Origin of the sequence: Neolewinella persica DSM 23188 (assembly GCF_000373105.1) — a bacterium.
Taxonomy (GTDB): Bacteria; Bacteroidota; Bacteroidia; order Chitinophagales; family Saprospiraceae; genus Neolewinella; species Neolewinella persica.
Genome location: NZ_KB890447.1, coordinates 1 through 18,794, shown reverse-complemented (window position 1 = coordinate 18,794; position 18,794 = coordinate 1). Strand labels below are relative to the sequence as shown.

At 51.9% G+C, this 18,794-nt stretch carries 13 protein-coding genes and 1 pseudogene; 8 read left to right on the top strand and 6 right to left on the bottom strand.

The window, feature by feature from the left end:
* Window positions 1–408: 408 nt before the first annotated feature.
* Complete coding sequence (locus B036_RS0119145; RefSeq protein WP_020570343.1) at window positions 409–1,308, bottom strand: formylglycine-generating enzyme family protein; 900 nt, start codon at window positions 1,306–1,308, stop codon at window positions 409–411.
* 167 nt (window positions 1,309–1,475) lie between these two features.
* Window positions 1,476–1,709: a hypothetical protein gene (locus tag B036_RS34180; protein WP_020570342.1), complete on the bottom strand. Its 234-nt coding sequence runs from the start codon at window positions 1,707–1,709 to the stop codon at window positions 1,476–1,478.
* A 147-nt stretch (window positions 1,710–1,856) separates the two neighbouring features.
* Between B036_RS34180 and B036_RS0119135 the strand changes: the two genes are divergently transcribed.
* Complete coding sequence (locus B036_RS0119135) at window positions 1,857–2,540, top strand: porin family protein (protein WP_020570341.1); 684 nt, start codon at window positions 1,857–1,859, stop codon at window positions 2,538–2,540.
* Window positions 2,541–2,853: 313 nt separating this feature from the next.
* Window positions 2,854–4,386 (top strand): amidase, encoded by a 1,533-nt coding sequence (locus B036_RS0119130; RefSeq protein ID WP_020570340.1) that lies wholly within the window; start codon window positions 2,854–2,856, stop codon window positions 4,384–4,386.
* An 84-nt stretch (window positions 4,387–4,470) separates the two neighbouring features.
* Here the strand turns inward: B036_RS0119130 and B036_RS0119125 are convergent, their stop codons facing one another.
* Window positions 4,471–6,039, bottom strand: a complete 1,569-nt coding sequence (locus B036_RS0119125) for a serine hydrolase (RefSeq protein ID WP_020570339.1) — start codon at window positions 6,037–6,039, stop codon at window positions 4,471–4,473.
* Between the two features lie 435 nt (window positions 6,040–6,474).
* On the opposite strand from B036_RS0119125, the gene B036_RS0119120 reads away from it, so the two are divergent.
* Window positions 6,475–7,971, top strand: a complete 1,497-nt coding sequence (locus tag B036_RS0119120; protein ID WP_020570338.1) for an APC family permease — start codon at window positions 6,475–6,477, stop codon at window positions 7,969–7,971.
* 203 nt (window positions 7,972–8,174) lie between these two features.
* Entirely contained in the window at window positions 8,175–9,635 is a 1,461-nt protein-coding gene (locus B036_RS0119115; RefSeq protein ID WP_020570337.1) for an aldo/keto reductase, read from the top strand.
* A gap of 284 nt (window positions 9,636–9,919) precedes the next feature.
* Here the strand turns inward: B036_RS0119115 and B036_RS0119110 are convergent, their stop codons facing one another.
* Window positions 9,920–11,089: a hypothetical protein gene (locus B036_RS0119110; protein WP_020570336.1), complete on the bottom strand. Its 1,170-nt coding sequence runs from the start codon at window positions 11,087–11,089 to the stop codon at window positions 9,920–9,922.
* 795 nt (window positions 11,090–11,884) lie between these two features.
* Here B036_RS0119110 and B036_RS0119105 point away from each other — a divergent pair.
* The gene (locus tag B036_RS0119105) at window positions 11,885–15,076 is read left to right on the top strand and encodes a S41 family peptidase (RefSeq protein WP_052333980.1); all 3,192 of its coding nucleotides are present in this window, start codon (window positions 11,885–11,887) and stop codon (window positions 15,074–15,076) included.
* Window positions 15,077–15,298: 222 nt separating this feature from the next.
* Here the strand turns inward: B036_RS0119105 and B036_RS0119100 are convergent, their stop codons facing one another.
* A complete protein-coding gene (locus tag B036_RS0119100; RefSeq protein ID WP_020570334.1) occupies window positions 15,299–16,549 on the bottom strand; it encodes an alpha/beta hydrolase-fold protein in 1,251 nt (416 codons plus the stop codon).
* A gap of 259 nt (window positions 16,550–16,808) precedes the next feature.
* Here B036_RS0119100 and B036_RS34610 point away from each other — a divergent pair, with 259 nt between their 5' ends.
* Both B036_RS34610 and B036_RS34605 read left to right on the top strand, forming a co-directional pair.
* Window positions 16,809–17,186, top strand: coding sequence for a helix-turn-helix domain-containing protein (locus tag B036_RS34610; protein WP_026232132.1), 378 nt, complete (start codon window positions 16,809–16,811; stop codon window positions 17,184–17,186).
* Window positions 17,187–17,200: 14 nt separating this feature from the next.
* Window positions 17,201–17,302 (top strand): annotated as a pseudogene (locus tag B036_RS34605) (pentapeptide repeat-containing protein); the annotation flags it as partial.
* Window positions 17,303–17,474: 172 nt separating this feature from the next.
* Here B036_RS34605 and B036_RS0119085 read toward each other — a convergent pair.
* Window positions 17,475–18,254 (bottom strand): 3-keto-disaccharide hydrolase, encoded by a 780-nt coding sequence (locus tag B036_RS0119085; RefSeq protein WP_044103206.1) that lies wholly within the window; start codon window positions 18,252–18,254, stop codon window positions 17,475–17,477.
* Window positions 18,255–18,618: 364 nt separating this feature from the next.
* Between B036_RS0119085 and tnpA the strand changes: the two genes are divergently transcribed.
* Window positions 18,619–18,794 (top strand): IS66 family insertion sequence element accessory protein TnpA (gene tnpA, locus B036_RS34600; RefSeq protein ID WP_157472231.1); only part of this gene is annotated, 176 nt, incomplete at its 3' end.

Below are 18,794 nucleotides of genomic sequence, written 5' to 3'. Positions count from 1 at the left end.
GGGGGATGAGCCCTGGACTACGCCTGAGGGTACACTCCCTGGACTACGCCGGGGGATGAGCCCTGGACTACGCCTGGGGGTACACTCCCTAGACTACGCAGGGGGGATGAGCCCTGGACTACGCCTGGGGGTAGACTCCCTAGACTACGCCGGGGGGATGAGCCCTGGACTACGCCTGAGGGTACACTCCCTNGGGGGGATGAGCCCTGGACTACGCCTGGGGGTAGACTCCCTAGACTACGCCGGGGGGATGAGCCCTGGACTACGCCTGAGGGTACACTCCCTAGACTACGCCTGGGATGGGGCCCGGGCTTCGCCTGGGGATGAGCCCCGGACTACGCGGCCGACTTCGTCGACCTGCTCCGGCCGGGGTTAAAACGATTTGATCCCTCCGGGATCACTGGTTCATTAATCGATGATTGCTTTGGTGAAAAATTCGGTGATTTGTGCTTTGGTGGGTTGCTCTTGTGGAGAGACGATGCGGAAGCCCAGAAAGGAGCTGTCTACGTTCCACCACTTAGATTTTGGTATCTGAGGGTCACGCGCCTGCCATTTGGCTTGCGACTTTTCCCGGACGCGACAGCCGGCATCGGCCTGGTCCGTATCGAAGGATCCGCCGCGAACGGTCCGGGAGTGCTTGCGGGTGGGTTCGATCCAGGGGTCGGTTGGTGCGTCGCCGATTTGGTCGGTGTAGTCGGCTACGTAATGGTCCAACGTCCATTCGCTAACGTTGCCGAGCATATCGTAGAGTCCCCAGGCGTTGGGTTTTTTCAGGCCGGTTTTGTGGAATACTTCTTCACTGTTCTCGAACAGCCAGGCGTAGTCTGCAATGTCTTCAGGGGTGGGGTCCTCGAGGGTGGCCAGGCAGGCGTATTCCCATTCCGCTTCGGTGGGCAGGCGGTAAAACCGGCCGGTTTTCTGATAGAGCCATTCGCAGTAGCGCAGGGCTGCCTGCTGGGTGATGTTGACTTGGGGGAAGCCGCCACGGGTTCCCATACCGTAGGTAAAATCCAGGTAAGGCGGGCTGGGCCGGCTGACGGCGTCGACGTCATAATCAGGCGTGGCCGCTGTTGAGTTGTCGTTGTCTCGCCGGGCAAACAGCCGATAGGCATCGAAGGTAACCTCGTGGGTGCCGATGGCGAAGGGGGCTACCGTGACGGCCTTCCCTTCCTCTCCCATGGCAAAAGTGCCGCCGGGGAGTTGGGCAAGGGTGAATGCAATGTCCGTCCCGGGCAGCGTAATGGTGTCAAGTGACTGAGCGGTTAGGCAGCCGGACAGCAGCAGAAGTGCAAAAAGTAATTTTGGCATGCAGATCGAGGATTGGGAAGCAAGATAGGAAATGGGGGGCGGTTTAGGAAGTGAGTCAGCGAGTTATAGAATGAGTGAGTTGCTGAGTGGCTGCCGCAGCGACCACTTAGTGAGTTACAGAAGGTGTGAGTTAGGGAGTGTGGCTGCCGCAGCGACCACTCACTTCGCTACGCTTGTTCGCCCTGGGTGAGCAAGCGCAGCGCCGCGAACGGCACTTGCGGTAACCACTTAGTGACGCACCAACTCAGTAACTCACGCTCTCGCAGGTACGGGGAAAGGTTTTTCAAGAAGCCGGGCCCGCAAAAGCTGCGGATTTCCTCAAAAAAGATGCGCTGATCGAAAATATTTTTTATTCCAGTTACCTGCTTTGCTACCGCCAGAAATTCTGTCCGCTCAAGCATTTAGATACACAACCTGCCTTTCTCCTTTCGTAGACCAAACACTTGCAAAAAAGCCTTAACAACCCTTAACCAGTCTTAACGATTCCATACCGCAACATCCATAGATTTGAGCGTTATAGCTCCCGAATAAACAAAATTTAGCACACCATGCGTACCCTTCTCACCGCCCTAATCGTGGCACTTATCAGCACCTTTGCAATTGCTCAGACTTCCATCGGTTTCCGTGGCGGTTATGGCAGCTCTAATATTCGTACCGACAAGGAACTGGATGCGATTGCCGATCAGTTTGACAATTCTTCTGCCCTTTCCTTTGGCGTTTTTGCGGATATTTCCTTCGGTGAAATCATCAGCTTTCGCCCCGGATTAGAACTGAACCGCCGGGGTACGACCCTTGCCGTTACGGGCGATCAGCGTGTATTTGGCATCAACCTCCCCATAGGTGCTCAGGCTAAAACCCGCTTCACCTACGTCGACGTACCGCTGCTCTTCCAGGCAACTTTGCCAACGGAAGGCATGATCAAGCCCTACGCCTTTGCTGGTGGCAGCCTTGGTTACGCCACCAGTGGCAATATCCGCACCACCGCCACGGCCATCATCGAATTCAACCTGATGACGACCGATATTGATCTGGACGCCATCAACTACGAGCGTTTCCACGCGGCCGCCATCGGCGGCCTGGGGGTTAAGGCTAACCTTGCCCAAGGCTTCAGTGCCTTCATTGAAGGCCGCTTTGAGCAGAGCCTGACCCAGCCTTATAACGTACCCGTTGTTGCTGCGCAGACTGGCTTCAAGGGCGTGAATTTTGGCGCTGGTGTCACCTTCACGCTTTAAAATTTATTGCGATCAACTTTTATAATCCCATTTACGAATATCCCTTTTAGATGCGCTCGCTGCCGGTTCGGTAGCGGGCGTTTTTTATGCCAGAGATTAAGGACTTGTAGCCCGAACGAAAACAATGCAGGCTACAAGGCCTGCACCTCAGAAAGTTCCCTGGCCGCAGGTTTATTCCCTGCTTTTTGCAATGCACCCACTGCATCCTGCGACCCCGCCAAAACTGCCTGGTCATTTTCCGGCGCGAACGCAGGATGCAGTGAAGGGTAAAAGAGCAGGGCACAGTCCCCTACAATGCCTAATTTGGGGCCCTATGAAGTACTTCCTTGCAGCTTTCTTCCTGACCTTGCTCTACGCCTGCGGAAACCCCGCCCCCGACCAAAAACAAATGCCCCTCCTCCCCGAGTTAACCATCGCCGCCATCCACGCCGCCTACGAAGCCGGTGAATACACCGCCGAAGACCTGGCAACCGCGTACCTCGCCCGGATGGACAGCCTCAACGGCCCCCTCAACGCCATCACCTACCGCAATCCCGAGGCGTTGGCCGACGCCCGCAGGCTCGACGAAGAATTCGTCGCTACGGGCAAGCTCCGCCCACTGCACGGCATCCCTTTGCTGGTGAAGGATAACATCAACACCGCCGGCCTGCCCACTACCGCCGGCGCGCTGGCGCTGAAGGATTTCGTGGCAGAGGACGACGCCTTCATCATTAAAAGACTGCGCGAAGCCGGGGCCATCATCATCGCCAAAACCAACATGGCCGAGTGGGCCTTCAGCGCGATGCACACCGAGAGTTCCACCTTCGGTACCACGCGCAACCCCTACAACCTGGCGTACGTACCGGCGGGATCAAGCGGCGGCACCGCCGCCGCCATTGCCAGCAACCTCGCCACCATCGGCCTCGGTACGGATACGGGTAATTCCATCCGCGGCCCGTCGTCGCACAACGCTCTGGTCGGTTTCCGCACCACGCTCGGCCTGATCAGCCGCGAGGGCATCGTACCGCTGTACCTGCGCAACGATGTGGTGGGGCCGATGTGCCGCACCGTAGCGGACGCCACCCGCATGATGCAGGCCATGACCGGCTACGACCCCGCCGACCCGATCACCCAACGCGGCGCTGACCATGCCAACATTGACTACACCGGATCCCTTGACCTGGATGGACTTAAGGGTGCCCGCATTGGCGTACTCCGCGAGCTGAGCGAAGCCGACGTCCACCCCGAAATCTCCGCCCTCTTCAACCAGGCGCTGGCGGATATGGAGCGTCTTGGCGCAACGGTGGTCGATCCCGTCGTGGTCCCCAACTTCGCCGAACTACGCAAAAGCCAGTGGTGCGAAACCTTCCGCGCCGACCTGGAAGATTTCCTGGCCACCTACGTCAAAAACGACAGCATCGCCACCCTCGAAGACATAGTCCGCATCGGCTCCAACAACGACTACGCCCGCCGCAACGTCACGTTTTCCCTCACTAAGGAGGGCCGCTACGGCGACTTGCCCGAGCCCTGCGGTGATACTTACACTGATGCCCGCCGCATCGCCTTCCGCGACGCCATTGAACGCACCATGGACTCGCTAGAGCTCGACGCTATCGTTTACCCGAGTTGGAACCACCCGCCCGCGCTGATCGACTCCTTCGAAGTGCAGTACCTGGGGGATAATAGCCAGATTATTTGTCCGCATACGGGGCAGCCCGGTTTCAGCGTGCCGATGGGGTATACCACCGGGGATTTGCCCGCAGGTATTCAGTTTTTGGGGCGGATGTTTTCGGAGCCTACCCTGGTGAAGCTTTGTTATGGGTTTGAGCAAGGGACTTTGCACCGTAAGGAGCCCAACCCGAAATGACCGTTATTTAAATTCGATGGGGATTATTCCTGTTGCTTTGAAACAAGGAGAGATGACTCGGGTGGTACCTGATTCAATTAAGCATTATTCCTTCACGACTCGTTCCAAATTCAAATCCTGAAAATCAAAACTAAAATCAATGTTGGGAGAAATCCCTTTCATTTTAATGCTTTGTGCCTTTCCTTTTTCATCCAGGGTAAACATCGCAAAGGCATCAGCATTCATATCCTGGTACGCCCATTTGACCACAAAGGTATTGGCATTATAAAAAGACAAGGGGCCGTTAAGCTTGGGAGAGCGATGACATTTTATCCAAAGTTGCTTGTCCTTTAAAAACACTTCTACTTTCCCAAACCATTTATCCTCGTATATCCCGGTGAAGTCATCTGCTTTGAGGTGGTCGTCATTTGCGGACCTGACCGTTTCCCAAACTTTATCGACTACCTCGTCGCCACTTTCAAGATTAGCTTTTAATCGCGCTGCATATTTATCTACCCATCCAAAATCTTCCAACTCCAGGTATTGATCAATAATGGCATTGGAAATCGCAGAAAAAGCAGGACCTCCTCCTGGATCGGTATTGGTTAAGACAATAATGCCTAAGTTTAATTCGGGTATGATGGTCGTTTTAGAAAGCATACCCGGCAAGCCACCAGTATGGTCATAAATAACGTAACCATTTAGATCGCGAATAAACCAACCCAATCCGTAGGCACTAAAATGTGTTTTGTAGGGCGGGTCAGCTTTCGGATTGAACCATAAATTGGTGTGAGGTGTCCACATTTCCCGATAATTTCTTTTAGAGAAAACGGTAGTTTCTCCATGCTGTCCCTCGTTCAAGTGGAGTAACATCCATTTGGTCAAATCATTGACACTGGCATAAATTCCGCCAGCTGCAGCGCCCATTCCCATATCAAAAGTTTCTAATGGATGGAGTTGACCATCCACCGTCGAATGAGGCATCGCCACATTCCTTTTGTCGGTTAATCTCTGGTAAGTTCCGGCGGATCCATCCATTCCAATGGGTTTCATGATGTTGGACTCGACGAACTTGCTCCAACTCATTCCACTTATTCTTGCGACAACTTCACCAGCTACGACGTAGAGCAGGTTATCATAGTCGAACTTAGTTCTGAAATCAGACACCTTTTTCTGGTATTGAAAGCTGCTTAAAAGATCGTCAATCGTAAAATCACTACCGTCTGGAAAAAACATCAAATCGCCAGCGCCTAATCCTAGTCCACTTCGATGCGTAAGCAGGTCGAGGATAGTAAAATTGGCGGTTACGTAGTCGTCATACATTTTGAACTCGGGGACGTGATCAACTACTTTATCTGTCCAGTTCAATTTCCCTTCGTCTATCAAAATGGCCAGGGCCGCGGAGGTAAACGCTTTACTGTTAGACGCGATCGCAAATCGGGTATTTTCATTTACTTTCTCCTTGGTTTTTGAAGAGGTCACGCCATAGCCTTTGTTGTGGATCACTTCTCCATCCTTAACAATGGCCACAGCTATTCCTGCAACATTGAATTTTTCGATGGCTTCGTTGACCAGTTGATCTACTTTATTGGCCGTTCCTTGCGCATAGCTTACGTTAAAAATGAAAAGCTGGCAGAGGAGTAGAGAGAGGAGGCTGAGTTGAATCGATTTCATTATGGATGATCAGGTTAAGAACGGATTTGTAAAAACGGTTGTTGATTCGAAGTTAATCAATTATCCCTCAGTGCGTTATTACGATATTTTTGAGTTTGCATAATAAATTGCACAAATTGAAGCTTTTCGGCCCGGACGCCCGCGGGGCCCTTAGCCCGCTCACTGCTACGCAGCTTCAGTGCACGGGACGCCACGGGGTCCTGAGCGAGTCCCAGGACCCCGCAGCGTCGGCCAAACCCTGAAGTGGAGCGGAGGAGGGGTTGGTTGACCTGCGGGCGTCCGAACTCATCCACTAAGTGACTATTACTAACCGGTTGTGTATTTCGTTAGGCACATGATTTTTGACAGCCTGAATATCCGCAAGATCATACAACGACGAAACAACTGTAAGCCGATCCCGTATATTCACCCCCTCCACCAGCCACCCACTTCATAATGAATGAACCTGCTTCAAAGGGACAGACCCGCACCCTCAGCCGTCAGTTGGGCCTACTGGGCCTGGCCGCTACCGGCATTTGCTCCATGCTCGGAGCTTCGGTGTACATCGTCCCCTTCATGATTCAGCGCAGCGTGCCGGGCATCGGGCCGTACGTGCTGCCGGCTTTCGTACTGGCCGCCATTCCCGCGCTATTGGCGGCAGCGGCCTACGCCATCCTGGCCTCGGCGATGCCGAGGGCGGGCGGGAGCTACGTGTACGCCAGCCGGGGCCTCCATCCCTACCTCGGGTTTGTGGCGAGCTTCTCGCAGTGGTTTGGTCTGTCAATCGCCATTGGGGTGATTTCCTACGTCATCATCCCCTTTGTTCGGGACGTAGCCGTGGCCCTCGATTGGGCGGCTACGGCGGAGTGGCTGGAGATCGGTACTGTCCGGGTGACCTTGTCGCTGGTCTTGCTGTGGCTGTTTGTGGGCATCAACGTCATCGGCCTGCGTTTCTACGAACGAACGCTGATTCCGCTGATGGTGATGATGTTCGGCATGGGGGTGATCGTCATTTTTGCGGGCTTTTACTTCCCTGTAGAGACCTTCGCCGAGCAACTGCTGGAACGCGAGGGCCGGCAAGTTCCGGAAGCCGTCAGCGAGTTCAGCTTCAGCACCTTGCTAACGGCTGCAGCCCTGTTGTTTTCCAGTTTTATCGGCTTCGACTCGATCGCCCAGGCGGGCGGAGAAGCCAAACGCCCGCAACGCAACCTGCCGCTGGCGATCGCCATTGCGGTTCTGGGAGTAGGCACGTATTATTTCGTATTCACTGCCGCCGTTTATAATGTGGTGCCCTGGTCCTTTGTGGCGCAAGAGGCCCTGCAGAAAGACATTTCTGCGCCGGGCCTGTTGAGTTACGTTTTATCACCGGGCTGGTCGGTGATCATTATCCTCGGGGCTGCCATTGCCCTGATTAATGACTTGCCCGCCATGCTGTTGTCGGTCTCCCGACTGATGTTCGCCTGGGCCGAAGACGGTATTTTCCCGAAGACGGTCGGCCAGATTCACGTGAAGTACAAGACGCCCTACATCGCAGTTTTATTGAGTGGTGTAATGGCCAGTGTCGGCATCCTGGGCAGTCATCTGGCCGGCGATTTTTTCCTGGGCATCGATATCATGGTCACCGCCATGCTGGTCAACTTCCTGCTGATGTGCGTTACGGTCATCGCCCTACCCTACTACAACCCGCCACTGGCTAAGCAGGTCGCGGTCTTTAAAAACCGAACCTTGCAGCTGGTGTTGGCGGTTAGCGGGGCAGGCTTACTCCTCCTGTTTCTGGTTGTCCATACTGCCAAAGACCTGAAGGCTGACGTCTCGGCCTGGTACTTTCATTCTACCTGGGTGTGGCTGTTGGTGCTGGGCGTGGCTTCGTTGATTTTCTTTTGGAAAATGCGGCAGCTGAAACGTAGTGGGGTGGATCTGGAGGAGCGGTTTCGGCTTTTGCCGGATGAGTAGCTTTCAACATGGCAATCACAAGCTCGCGTAGCCAAGTCTTCGCTCGTCGCGTCTCGCTGCACGACTACTCGGTGGGCTTTGTTCCCCGGCACTTGTGCCGACACCTTCCTACTAACCGGCACAAGTGCCGGGGAACCAAGCTCGCCCTTAAAAACGCCAGCCATTCATAACTTGCGAACCAAACGGTTACACCCCCAAACATCATGATAAAAATCCCAACCACCTCGCTAGCCAAAGACCTACACATCAGCAAAGTCCTGACCGGCCTCTGGCAGATCGCCGACATGGAGCGCGACGGCCAGCAGCTCGATCTGGACGCCACCGCCGCGGCCATGCAGCCCTACCTTGACGCCGGCCTAACCACCTTCGACATGGCCGACCACTACGGGTCCTCGGAAATCATTACCGGTCGCTTCCGCAAAAACGGTGCCGGAAACCGCGTCCAGTTACTCACCAAGTGGGTGCCGGAGCTGGGCAAGAGCAGTCGCGAGGAGGTCCGGACAGCCGTACAGCGCGCCCTCGACCGGATGCAAATGGACCGACTCGACCTGCTCCAGTACCACGCCTGGAATTACGCGGACGCCCGTTGGCTGGACGATATGTTCTGGCTACAGGAGCTCCAGGAGGAAGGGCTGATCCGCCACCTGGGCGTCACCAATTTTGACGCCGCGCACCTGAACATGGTGCTGGAAAGCGGGATCAAGGTCGTCTCCAACCAGATTTGCTACTCCCTGATCGATCAACGTGCCAGTAGCGCCATGACCGAGGTCTGCCGCCGGCATGGGGTGAAGATCCTCGCCTTCGGTACCCTTGCCGGCGGGATGCTCAGCGAGCGGTGGCTGGGGCAACCGGATCGGCCGGCTGATCAGATGGACACCTGGTCGCAGATGAAGTACAAGCGCTTCATCGATCAGGCAGGTGGCTGGGAACAGTTTCAGGGGCTTCTGCAAACGCTTGATGTGCTGGCTAAGGACAAAGGCGTTTCCATCGCCAATTTAGCTTGCCGGTATATGCTGGAGCAGGAAGCGGTGGGCGGTATCATCATCGGTGCGCGATTGGGCCAGAGCAATCGCATCACCGACAACCAGCGTTTGTTTTCCTTTGAGCTGTCCGCTGCCGATCAACAAATCATACGCACCGCGCTACAGCATTTGGACCCCATTCCGGGGAATTGCGGCGATGAATACCGCCAGCCACCGTTCCTTACGGCTTCTGGCGACCTGAGTCATCATCTGGAGGAATTCCCCAGCCCTTTCCCGGTAACTTCGACGGGCAAAAACCGAAGCAAAGCCCTCAGCGGAACGATTTGGGAAGACCTGGCTGGTTTCAGCCGGGCCGTTCGTGTTGGAGACCGCATCCTGGTGTCGGGCACCACGGCCACCCACGGCAATCGCTGCATTGGCGGCAACGATCCGGCGGCGCAGGCGCATTTCGTGATTGACAAAATAGCCGGCGCCATCCAGTCGCTGGGCGGCAGCCTGGCGGACGTGGTACGGACCCGCGTATACGTGCAGCGGATGGAGGATTGGGAGGCCATTTCGAGGGTGCACGGTGCGCGCTTCGGGGCTATTCAACCCGCTAATACGCTGATTCGGGCGGATTTGATTGGGGAGGAGTATTTGGTGGAGATGGAGGCGGAGGCGGTTCTAGATAGTGTTCAGTAATCAGCATTCAGGGTTCAGGACTGAATGCTGAACGCTTTTCTGGCGCGGCCGCAGGTGCAATGAACGTTAATTGGCAATGGAGGTCTTCGCCGGTTGTCCTTTGCGCTGCTGTCACTTTAGGGTCCGTCTCTCCACGCCGACTCAATGGGGAGAGTGATGTCTCTCCAGAAATTTACGGGTATTTTATATTTAGGTGGTTGTGCCTAACATTCGGAGCAAATAGCTATAGCGCCGCTTAGGCTCCGTATAGGTTCTGGACTTTATTAGGGGCATTTTATTTTCCTTCAGTTAACTAACTTTGGAAGATATTGACGCCAATCAACCACAGGAAATTTGTCAATAATGCGACCGTTTTCACCTATTACAACACAAGATCTAGAACAATACGCATTTCTATACTTATCGTAAACTCCTTTATTGAATTCATCATCCATGTCAATATGATATCCTGCCAATGTTGTATCAATTTTTGAGTCTAATCTCAAAATATGAATCTTATCGTTAAATTCATTTGAAATTTCAAAATAAGCTTCCGTGGATTCAACATCACCTCCACAAGCGCAAGAGTTAGCTACGACTAGTATTTTATCATGCAGCACTTGACTATACATTGTATCATTTGATGTAGATACACAAGTGAATTCAGGAGCTATCATTCCAACTTGCGCACCAACAATTTCATCAAAATTATGCTCTTTGACAAGTGTTATTAATTCTCCATAATATGAAATCGAATCAAATTTGTAGTAACCATTTTTCAATTTCAAGAATTCCCCCTTCTTTATAATATCCCTTGTGAATAAGGTATCTTTTTCTGATTCATTGTGTGAAAAAATAGCAATCTCAGGCGCAAAATCATATGTGTAATCTACTATATAGGGACTGGCTATCCCTACTTGATATTGATCTTTCCCAATCCAAAATTCTGCAATAAGATGTTCACTTTTTCCACCCCTGAAAGCACCATCAAATGAGCGACCTATTCTAAGCCAAGTTTTATCTTCAACAACTTCTTGTTGCTTTGACACTGAGTACAGGCATTCAATCAAGTCGTCTTCAGTGCTCCAATCAATAGGTTTTACTATACGCACAGAATCATCCATTAAGTTATTATTGTTGTTTTCGTCAACAATGAATATTTGTTTTTCATCTATTTCTCCCGTCACAACATCAATGTAGTACTTAGATTCGGCTCTAATATCAGTTGATATTTGCGCGCGTTTAACGTCCTTAATATTCACTGGTATTTTGATAGGATATGGAAATTCCGAACCGATGTCTTTAAAATTAAGAGAGGAAATCCCTAAGGATAATATGCCACTACCCCTTTCCTTTTTAGTTTCTATTAGCAATGATTCATCTGTATTTGAAAAATGAAATAACGCAGGCTCAGCGTTTTCACATCCCAAAATAACGATGAAAACCATTACCCATAATTTTAAAATCGCTTTCATTTTTTAATGGTTTTCCCTTTAGTGAAGGTAAGCTGCATCAACGCTGACTTGATAGTTACCTCCTAGCGGAGTTGCCGTGCAGCTAAGATTTTCACTCCAATACAATTAACAAGACATTACGCTTTACGTAGCACCCCGCATTACATTTACGCCAACTATCTGGCAATCTAAATATACGCTTTTGTCCGGGAATACCCTAGCAACAGTATAGCGAATACATTCGCCTGACGAGCCGAGTTGCATTGTTGCTGTAGTTACGTTGTTACCCAATAACCAAGATCCCTGAAAGTGTCAACCCCAGTCAGGAGCGCTAATTATTTATAGCCGCTCAGCCTGCGGGCCTGTCAGTTCAGTACACCACCCATCCACTGCTCTTCAAAAACCCTCTTTGCACCTGCGGCCGCGCCTCCTGATTCTCCTTATCGTTAAATGAACATTTCGGGTTGCCAATTACCAGCCTATCTTTTTAAGTCAGACTTGGGAACAAACGCGCCATCGTATAACGAGATGCACCATCTGCTAGTGGATGAGTTCGGACGCCCGCAGGTCAACCAAACCCCTCCGCTTCGCTTCCCGGTTTGGCCGACGCTACGGGGTCCTGAACGAGACGAGGACCCCGTGTCGTCCCGTACCCTGTAAGCAGTGGAAGGGCTAGGGACCCGCGGGCGTCCGGGCCGGAAAGCTTCAATTAGTGCAATTTGTGGTACGCACCAGAAACGCTCCGGTACTGAAAAGTTCGAAAAATATGCGATCTTCCGCGTCAATATTCTCCTAACCAATCTTTTCTTCTTGATTATGACCAGATTATTGTTGTTCATCACCGCTTTGTTCCCGCTTTTTCTTTTTAGTCAAAGTCCGCTGCTCCGCGCTCCGGCCATTAGCCCGGACGGCAGCAACATCGCCTTTAGTTATCAGGGTGACATCTGGACGGTGGCCGCTTCGGGAGGTACGGCGCGGCGGCTCACCATCCACGAGAGCTACGAATCCAATCCTACCTGGAGCCCGGACGGCAAGCAAATTGCCTTCGTCGGTAACCGCTACGGCAATAACGATATTTTTGTCACCGACCTCAATGGCGGTTCTCCCAACCGGTTGACGCACCATAGCGCCTCGGACAACGAGCCAACCTGGTTGAACAACAATACTTTGCTGTTTACCACCCGCCGGATGTTTCAACAAGTAGAGCGCATCCCGGAGATTTATCGGGTTAGCCTGGCCGGAGGCACGCCGGTACGCCACTCCACCAGTTTGGGCGGCGCGCCTTCCGCTGGTTCGGAGCATTACCTGGCCTTTACCCGGGGTGGTTGTCGTATCAGCCGGGAAGTTTACCGCGGGCCGGCTAACCGTGATGTATGGGTATTCGATCAGCGCTCCGGCGCTTTTCGCCAAATCACCAAAGACGAAGGCCAGGACCACGCTCCTACCCTTGTAGGTAACGACCAGCTCTATTTTCTTAGCGCCCGCGACGGCCGTTACAACCTTTACCGGACCTCGCCCACCGGCGAAGACCGCCAGCAAATCACCAAATTCAAAGACTGGGGTATTCGCAGCTATTCTCTCAACCGCGATGCGAGCCGTATCGTCATTGAGCGCGGTGACCGTATTGAGTTAAGCACCGACGGCGGTAAGCGTTTTACCCCCATTACTATTCAGGTAGGGAGCGATTTTAAGTTTTACCCCTCTGAAGAAAAAGCCATCACCGGTGGACTGAACGAATACGCGCTTTCACCCGACGAAAAATACCTGGCCTTTGTGAGTCGTGGGGAAGTATTTGTCAAGCCCAACGATAAGGACAAAAGCCGGGCGAAGAACCTCAGCGACCACCCGTACAAGGACAACAACGCTGCCTGGCTTAACGACTCGGTCGTATTATTTACCTCAGACCGGGTAATGGCTACGAACGGAAGTGGCAAAGCCAGCCCGGCTGCCCCACATACCGCTTTACTACTTTGTCAATCTGAAAAATCAGAAAACAGTAACCCTTACCTGGCTTTTCGCCACGATAAGCGGATGATTCTGAAAAAGGAGGATCCCATTAGCGAAATTTTACTGTCGCCGAATCATGAGAAAATCGCCATCGTATTCGGTCGTGGAAAACTGGCGACTTACCACATCGACTCGGTTGGCGACATCAGCAACGAGAAGGTACTGCTGGACGGCTGGGACTACCCCAGCGGTCTGAGCTGGAGTCCAGACGGGCAGTGGCTGGCTTACGGCCTGAGCGACCTGGACTTTAACGAAGAAATCTACATCCACGCCGCCGACAATAGCCGCTCACCGGTCAACGTCAGCATGCACCCCCGTACCGATAGCTCGCCTACCTGGAGCCGCGATGGTTCCAAGCTGGCTTTTAGAAGTATCCGTAATAATGGCGACAGCGATATCTGGTTCGTCTGGCTGCAGGAAAAGGATTACGAGAAGACCCGTCGGGACTGGGAAGAAGCCGACGAGTGGGAAAACGAAGCGGAAGAAAAGAAGAAAGACAAGAAAGTAACTGTCCGGATCGACTTCGAAGACATCCACGAAAGGCTGGTACAAGTTTCCAGCCTGCCGGGTAACGAAGGAGCGCCGATTTTCGGCCCCGACGGCGACTACCTTTACTTCACCACCAACAACGGTAGCCGGGCCGGAAGTGAGGGAGAAAGCGACCTTATGAAAGTGAAATGGGACGGCAAAGAAATGAGTGCCCTGCTGAGTAACGTACGGGTCAACAACCTGCAACTGGACAAAAAAGGCAAGAAAATGTACATGCTGCTAAACGGTAAGGTGGCCAGTACAACGCTTGATAAAGGGAAACCGGAAAGTCAGAGCGTGAACGCTAAAATGAATCTGGACAACGTAGCCGAGCGTACCCACCTGCTGGAAGATGGCTGGGCGGCCCTGGAAGCCGGTTTTTACGACCCCGAATTCCACGGCCAGGACTGGACGAAGTTGAAAGAAAAGTATCGCCCACTAATGATCAACGCCTCTACGCGCCAGGACTTCTCGGAGATGTATAACGAAATGCTCGGGCAACTGAACGCCAGCCACATGGGCTTCCGCGGCGGAACGGTCGACGAAGAACTGCAGTCCCAACGCACCGGCTACCTGGGCATTGAGCTCGACGAGGACGGACGGATCAGCTACATCCTCAACGACAGCCCGGCGGACCGCCAGGAAAGTTCGCTCCAGATCGGCGATCGGATCGTTGCCGTAAACGGCGAGCGACTTACTCAGAACGATAACCTTTTTGCTTTCCTGAACGGTAAGGCCGACGAGCGTACCCAACTTACGGTACTGCGCAACGGTAACGAAACGGACGTGGTTATTCGTCCCGCAGCTTCGCTGCGCAGCGAAAATTACGAAGCCTGGGTAGATCAGCGCAAGGCACTCACCGAGCGCTACAGCAATGGCCGTCTGGGGTACATCCACATCCAGGGCATGAACTGGACCAGTTTTGAGCGCTTCGAGCGGGAACTTACCGCCGCCGGACTCGGCAAAGAAGGGGTGGTAATCGACGTGCGCTACAACGGCGGTGGCTGGACAACGGATATGCTGATGACGGTCCTCAACGTTCGTCAGCATTCCTATACGGTCCCCCGCGGTGCGGCGAAAAGCCTGAAGCAAAATCCGGAATTCGCCAACAATTATCCCTACGGCGAGCGCCTGCCGCAAGCGGCGCTGACCAAACCCAGTGTGGCACTTTGCAACGAAGCCAGCTACTCGAACGCCGAGATCTTCAGCCACGCCTACAAGCACCTTGGCCACGGCACCCTGGTTGGCCAACCCACCTTCGGAGCGGTCATCAGTACCGGTAGTCAAAGATTACTGGATGGTTCCAGCGTACGGATGCCCTTCCGGGCCTGGTACGTTAAGGCAACCGGCGAAAATATGGAAGGTGGCCCGGCGGTTCCGGACATCATCGTGGCCAACGCGCCGGATGAAAAAGCTTTGAACCGGGATAGTCAGCTGGAGAAGGCGGTTGAGGTTTTGTTGGGGGAATTGTAGGTGGTTTCTAAGGTGGAGGACTTGTAATCCGAATGTGTTTGGGGCGCGGTCGCAGGTGCAAGGGGAGTTGAAAAAGCAGGGCTATCAATGACATAGTTTATGCCATACTCCCGTGTACGCTATACCCAAACCGCGATGGTTTGGAAGGCAGTTGATCTGAGATCAGTAGCGTTTGCTGGCGCTCAGCGCCACGTAATTTTCCAAACCACTTCGTGAGGATTATTATCTATTCTTCAATTCTTCAATCCTGCTTTGGTAATACTCATCATCGCTTAATTCAGCAGCTTTCCGGACAAATCTTATCGCATTAGGGAGGTCATTTTGCGCTTCATAATAATCAGCCATGGCATCATAAGCGTTTGCACTTTCGGGGTAATATTCCATGGCTAATTCGAAATACATTTTTGCTTTTTCCAATTGCTCCATCTCCGTATTCATATGGCCCAACATGTTCAGGATCTCTTCCGGATAGGGCGGCTCAGCGTATCCGAAATGTTGTTTTAGCTTCTTTTCCCGGTATCTGATGATGGTCTTCAACTCACTTGCAGGGGTGTCAAATGAGTTGACCTTATCGGTATTTTCCATCTGGTACCACTCAAACAGGGAGATCAGGCCATCCATGATGGAAGGGAAAGGGATGGTGCCGTGAAGGTCGCGCGGGTAAAACTTCCATCCGAAAGACAGTCCGTTATCAGCATGCTCCCTCAGCAGGTTGGCAAAGGCCACGTTTGACCTCGGGAAGAGCGTGTAATCCGTGGTGTCCTGCATTACGTTGTCAATGGTGATTGCCGAGTTCTGCAGGTGTAACTGACCACTCAACGACATAAACAATGCTTTACCCGCGTAGGGCTGACTTGCCATAATTGCTGCGGCCTCGTGCAGCAGTTTTTGGCCATCCCAATCCAGGCTGGGATCAATGGCCAGGTAATTTGCGAAGAGATCAGGCTGATGCACCAGGGTGGAAATCGCAAACAGACCGCCGTACGAATGACCGATTAAGGTCCGGTAACCAGTAACCGGATACTTCTCCTCGATAAATGGAATAAGCTCTTCCGATATGAATTTTCTGAAATTTTCAGCCTGCCCGTTTTCTTCGTTAAACGGCATGCCGTATTTCTCCCTGATCACAGAAGTAGTCAGGTCTCTCGTTCTGTTTGTGTTATTAGCAATGCCCACCAGGACCATCTCTGGCGCAAAACCCCCACCGTAGTAATTTTGTACGTCATTTACGGTGGGAAGGAAAATCTCCCCATCTAAAATGAAGGCTACCGGATATTTTTGATTTCCTGAAGGATCAAAACCGGACGGCATTTGTACGTAAAGCTTTCTTGACTCGCTTAGGATGTCAGAATAAAGGCTGTCCATAACACCCACTTGTTGCAAAAAGTGGGTAGGCCCCACCTGTGCTTTTACGAATTGTTGGCTGAGTACCAGGAGGACTATCGTCAGTACTACTTTTAATATTTTGTTCATCTTGTTGATTTAAACTGCGCTTGTTTTACTTTTCTAGTATTGAGGCAAACGAATGAGCGTTCGCGGCGTGCCCTGGCTTCGCACAGATGCGGTTGCTGACTTCGATTGGTGTGTAGAACAGCGTCTCCACCAGCATTTTGCTAGGGCCGGCAAGCTGTTATGCATACGTTTGCTTAGTTAAATAGTAACATAGTTAAGTGTAATTTACGATCCTTTATGGACCCATTATAAGTTCAACTGATGAGGATAAATTAAAAGAATGAAAAATATCTTAGGAGAGACCTTCTACAACTTAGCTGAGATTGCGCAGAAGCTAAAAGTGAAGCCTCATGTAATAAGGGGCTACATCAAAAGTAATAGGTTACAAGGTCAGCGTATAGGTCAGAGCTTATACATTTCAGCGCAAAGTCTTCAGAAATTCTTAAAGCCAGATGCTTCAGTGGACCACCATCCTGAACTTACGGAACGCGTAAGGTCATTTCTTAACCGGTATCGAAAGAAGGATGCTGAGTCCTTGGAACCACCTAACAGCCATCCATTTTCTATAGGGGGGATGGGGTTCTGGAGTGGAACGGGACAGCATTGCCGGACGCGCTACAGAAGTGGCAAAAAGAGCCGACTTTGTCGGCGAGAATAGCAGTTTTAGAAACTATGCTAGCTGTTCTTGAAGCGTCCCTCATGGGAGAGAATTTAACGGACGCGAATTTTAGGGAAAAAAATTTAGACGGCGCAAATTTTCGGGGAGCGAATCTTCATAGCGTGGAAATCAAAGCATCAATGGCGAACCTATCCCAAAAAGAAGCCTTCCGCGAAGTAATGACGGACGAGCAATTCAATGCTATGGTCTGGCTGTAGGGTCGTAAAGTTCATCCGAGGTGTAAAATCGCGGAGATTCAGGCTAATGTAAAGATGAGTATCTAAATAATTACTCCTCCAGTTTCAATAGCTCAATGTTTTTGAATTCTACCGGATGACCTTCTCCCTGAAGTGCAATATAGCCCTCACTGATAATCCGTGGGTGCCCCTTTTCCATGAGTTCCCGAGCAAATTCATCCGTGTCATCATATTGGGGTTTGGCGTACTCCATAACTACCTTGCCGTTGATCTTGTGAATTATTTTATCGCTACCGTGTACTTCAATTTCCATCTTTACCCAACTGGTATCGCTAATAGCAGGGCAGCCTGAATTCGTACAATGTTGTGTAATCAAACCATCATTCATTTCAATATGAGTGCCAGCGGTGCATACATTTCCCGTAAATCGCTCTGTTTTACCATCACCCCCTAGTATCTGGGCTTCAACGGCAACCAGCAAAGTTTGGTCAAGGGGCAGTTCAGCAGGATGCGGGGTATGATATTTGATGCCACTGTTTTTAAAGCCCCAGGATGGCGCGCCGGGAACCAACGCTCCAACAAAGCGATATTCTAACCGCAATCTGTACCGCGAAAGCTTTTCCCGATAAAAAATATGCCCGAATTTGTTGTCAAAATTATCGTAGTCATCATAACTAACAATTAACTTCCCTTCTTTTGCCTGGAAGGTATTCAGGTAATTATCCCCATACGCCTGACCCGTAAACTTTGGTGACCATCCTGTTAAGTCATTACCGTTAAAAATACGTATCCATTCACCATCTTTTTCCTGCTTACAGGAAGAAGTTACAGTGAGCACAAGCATTGCAATCGTGAGCAAGTAGGTTTTCATTTTTTTATTTTTCTTGTACCCAAAACTCAAAGCAACCCCACCCCACCAAAACACCCTAAAGTTCCAGTTAAAAGAAGCCCGTCCTAAGAACCTCCCAACCAACTAATAAGAAAGGCAAAAGTCGTTTCCAGCTAGCGAGCCCGGTGATTACCCCAAGGTAAGGCTTCCGGCTCATTTCAGCCAGCTTCGGGGGCAGTATTCCTACCACCGGTTTCCGGTGGCTGATAATTGCGGTAGATGATCCCATGGGGAGACCCGCCGGCTGGCAAGTCAGCCTCCCGATCAGACGTAACCGTCCGAGCAACCCCATCTTGCCCACCCCCAATCCGCACCAGAGCTTTGCCCCGAACCAAAGCAGTAAGCTATGCGCCACCCCCCCGCAGCCATCCGTCAATTCCTCCTCGAGCAATCGCTTAGCGGTCAGACCGTCGCCGACTTCTGCGATGACCACGAACTAAAGGTGCCGACCTTCTACTCTTGGAAGAAGAAATACGGGCAAGCGCAGGTGCCCGTCGGGGAAGGATTTTGCAAGATAACGCC

What these genes read in the sequence shown, in the direction of transcription:
- B036_RS0119145 (WP_020570343.1), bottom strand. Translation starts at nt 1,308, where the DNA reads ATGCCAAAATTACTTTTTGCACTTCTGCTGCTGTCCGGCTGCCTAACC.
- B036_RS34180 (WP_020570342.1), bottom strand. Translation starts at nt 1,709, where the DNA reads ATGCTTGAGCGGACAGAATTTCTGGCGGTAGCAAAGCAGGTAACTGGA.
- B036_RS0119135 (WP_020570341.1), top strand. Translation starts at nt 1,857, where the DNA reads ATGCGTACCCTTCTCACCGCCCTAATCGTGGCACTTATCAGCACCTTT.
- B036_RS0119130 (WP_020570340.1), top strand. Translation starts at nt 2,854, where the DNA reads ATGAAGTACTTCCTTGCAGCTTTCTTCCTGACCTTGCTCTACGCCTGC.
- B036_RS0119125 (WP_020570339.1), bottom strand. Translation starts at nt 6,039, where the DNA reads ATGAAATCGATTCAACTCAGCCTCCTCTCTCTACTCCTCTGCCAGCTT.
- B036_RS0119120 (WP_020570338.1), top strand. Translation starts at nt 6,475, where the DNA reads ATGAATGAACCTGCTTCAAAGGGACAGACCCGCACCCTCAGCCGTCAG.
- B036_RS0119115 (WP_020570337.1), top strand. Translation starts at nt 8,175, where the DNA reads ATGATAAAAATCCCAACCACCTCGCTAGCCAAAGACCTACACATCAGC.
- B036_RS0119110 (WP_020570336.1), bottom strand. Translation starts at nt 11,089, where the DNA reads ATGAAAGCGATTTTAAAATTATGGGTAATGGTTTTCATCGTTATTTTG.
- B036_RS0119105 (WP_052333980.1), top strand. Translation starts at nt 11,885, where the DNA reads ATGACCAGATTATTGTTGTTCATCACCGCTTTGTTCCCGCTTTTTCTT.
- B036_RS0119100 (WP_020570334.1), bottom strand. Translation starts at nt 16,549, where the DNA reads ATGAACAAAATATTAAAAGTAGTACTGACGATAGTCCTCCTGGTACTC.
- B036_RS34610 (WP_026232132.1), top strand. Translation starts at nt 16,809, where the DNA reads ATGAAAAATATCTTAGGAGAGACCTTCTACAACTTAGCTGAGATTGCG.
- B036_RS0119085 (WP_044103206.1), bottom strand. Translation starts at nt 18,254, where the DNA reads ATGAAAACCTACTTGCTCACGATTGCAATGCTTGTGCTCACTGTAACT.